Origin of the sequence: Actinoplanes sp. NPDC048791, assembly GCF_040650095.1 — a bacterium.
Lineage (GTDB): Bacteria > Actinomycetota > Actinomycetes > Mycobacteriales > Micromonosporaceae > Actinoplanes.
On record NZ_JBEZGQ010001647.1, the window covers coordinates 1 to 1,223 of the forward strand.

At 72.4% G+C, this 1,223-nt stretch carries 1 protein-coding gene and 1 pseudogene; both read left to right on the top strand.

What is annotated here, in order from left to right; genetic code table 11:
- Nucleotides 1-350, top strand: a pseudogene (locus tag AB0C29_RS49275) (TetR/AcrR family transcriptional regulator); the annotation flags it as partial.
- A gap of 1 nt (nt 351) precedes the next feature.
- Nucleotides 352-1,223 (top strand): MMPL family transporter (locus tag AB0C29_RS49280; RefSeq protein ID WP_360835404.1); only part of this gene is annotated, 872 nt, incomplete at its 3' end.

Here is a 1,223-nt window from a genome sequence, read left to right on the forward strand (position 1 = left end):
CCGAGCTCGACGAGCAGCTCGCCGGGCTCCAGGGCGAGGCGGCCCGCGCCGCGGCGATCGACGGCTTCGTGGATCTGGTGCTGCGCTACCGCCGCGAGGCCGGACTGATCTACCACGGCTCGCTCGAGGTGCTGCTCACGCCGGCCTTCGCGGGCGTGCAGCCGATGATCGAAAACTTGTGCTCCGCCTTCGCCGCCCGCTCCACCGAGCTGGAGGAGAAGGTCGCCGCGGAGGTGCTGCTGGCCGGCATCTGCTCGGTGGCGATCGACCGGCCCGACGACGTGACCCTGCGCTCCGCCCTGATCGCCGTGGCGAAGCGTGCCCTGCTCACCCCTCGATCCAAGGACTGACATGGCAACCCTGTTGTACCGGCTGGGCCGGGCCTCGTTCCGGCGCCGCAAGCTCGTGGTCGTGCTGTGGCTGGTGCTGCTCGCCGCGCTGGGCGGGGCCGCACTGGCCTTCAAGGGCACCTCGTCGAGCGACTTCACCATGCCCGGCACCGAGTCGCAGCGCGCGATCGACGCCCTGCAGCGGGAGTTCCCCGAGGCCAGCGGGGCCACCGGCACCATCGTGGTGGCCGCGCCGGCCGGCGGCACCCTGGCCGACCCCGCCCTCAAGCCGGCGGTCGAGGGCCTGGTCAAGGAGGCGTCGGCGCTGCCCGGCGTGCTCGGTGCCGTGGACCCCTTCGCCGCCAAGGCCCTGTCGCAGGACGGCCGGTACGGCCTCATCCAGGTGCAGTTCGCCACCCGCGCCGACGAGGTGACCGAGCAGCAGCGCGCCGCGTACGAGAACAGTGGCGCCGCCGCCGAGGCCGCCGGGCTACGGGTCGAGCACGGCGGGGAGGTGATGAACTCCGAGCCCGAGGTCGGCGGCACCGAGAGCATCGGCGTCATCATCGCCCTGGTGGTCCTGGTGATCACCTTCGGCTCGCTGGTCGCCGCGGGCATGACCATGCTGAACGCGCTGATCGGCGTCGGCGCGGGTATGGCCGGGCTGTTCGCGCTGAGCAGCGTCGTGACGCTGACGAGCACCGCGCCGGTGCTCGCCCTGATGCTCGGCCTGGCCGTCGGCATCGACTACTCGCTGTTCATCACCTCCCGGCACCGGCAGAACCTCGTCGACGGCCTCACCCCTGGTCATGGTGGTCGGTTCGCTGCTGAGCAAGCGCCGGGTGCCGGCCGACATCGGGGCGACCATGCTGCGGTTGCACGCCCCGGAGTCGC